Origin of the sequence: Selenomonas sp. oral taxon 892 str. F0426 (assembly GCF_000468035.1) — a bacterium.
In the GTDB taxonomy this organism is placed as follows: domain Bacteria; phylum Bacillota; class Negativicutes; order Selenomonadales; family Selenomonadaceae; genus Centipeda.
The window spans coordinates 11,880-13,082 of sequence record NZ_KI260518.1; the positions used below are offsets into that span (position 1 = coordinate 11,880).

1 protein-coding gene and 2 pseudogenes are annotated in these 1,203 nt (G+C 53.8%); all 3 read left to right on the forward strand.

Annotated features, from left to right (window positions below; genetic code table 11):
- Positions 1-164 (forward strand): annotated as a pseudogene (locus tag HMPREF1992_RS11395) (phage portal protein); the annotation flags it as partial.
- Entirely contained in the window at positions 154-843 is a 690-nt protein-coding gene (locus tag HMPREF1992_RS00780; protein ID WP_021683894.1) for a head maturation protease, ClpP-related, read from the forward strand. The pseudogene HMPREF1992_RS11395 and the gene HMPREF1992_RS00780, both read left to right, overlap by 11 nt.
- A 23-nt stretch (positions 844-866) precedes the next feature.
- A pseudogene (locus HMPREF1992_RS00785) lies at positions 867-1,203 on the forward strand (phage major capsid protein); the annotation flags it as partial.

Here is a 1,203-nt window from a genome sequence, read left to right on the forward strand (position 1 = left end):
AGAACGGATGGCTCTCGGCGAACGACATCCGCAGGCTTGAGGACATGAATCCCATCGAAGCGGACGAGGGCGGCGATCTGTACCTCATCAACGGGAACATGACAAAACTGAGGGACGCAGGGCTGTTTGCCGCTAGGCAGAAGGGAGTAAGTGATGAAACGTAAATTTTGGAACTGGGTGCGAAACGAGGGAGAGAAGCGAACCCTTCTCCTTGATGGTGAGATTTCGGATGAGACGTGGTGGGGCGATGAAGTCACACCTCAGATGTTTCGCTCCGAACTGAATGCCGCCGAGGGAGATATTGACCTCTGGATCAACTCTCCGGGCGGCGACTGCTATGCGGCGGCACAGATCTACAATATGCTCATGGAGTATAAGGGAAATGTCAATGTCAAGATTGACGGGATTGCCGCTTCCGCCGCATCCGTTGTGGCGATGGCAGGATCAACGGTTGAGATTTCTCCCTTGGGGATGTTGATGATTCACAATCCCATGACCGTCTCCATCGGCGATACACACGAGATGGAGCGGACGATTACGTTCCTTGCCGAAATTAAGGAGAGCATCATCAACGCTTATGAGATCAAGACGGGGCTTTCCCGTGCGAAGATTTCACGGCTGATGGATGCCGAGACGTGGATGAATGCAAAGAAGGCGGTGGAGCTTGGATTTGCGGATTCTGTTCTCTATACGGACGCACAGCGTCCTGTTACCGATGCGGCAGACGGGCTGATCTTCTCCCGTGCCGCTGTCACGAACTCCCTGCTCTCGAAATTCGGGCAGGGAACACACAATGTCGATGCAGAGCCGTTTAAAAAGCGGCTCTTTTCTATTTCACACTAAGAAACTAATGGAGGGACAAGGACATGGATAAGATTATGGCAATGCGCGAGAAGCGTGCGGAAATGTGGGAACAGGCAAAGCAGTTTCTGGATTCTCACGAAAAGGACGGGCATCTCACAGCCGAAGATGCCAAAGCATACGAGCAAATGGAGAATGAGGTGCTTGCGCTCGGCAAGGACATCGAGCGCATGGAGCGTCAGGCGATTCTCGATGCGCAGCTTGCAAAGCCCGTGACGGCGGCAATCACCAACATTCCGGGGGCTGTGCTCAACGCGGAAAAGACGGGACGTGCAAGCGAGGCATACCATGCAGCAATGCTGAAGGCACTCCGTACGAACTTTCGGCAGGTGGAGAACGTCC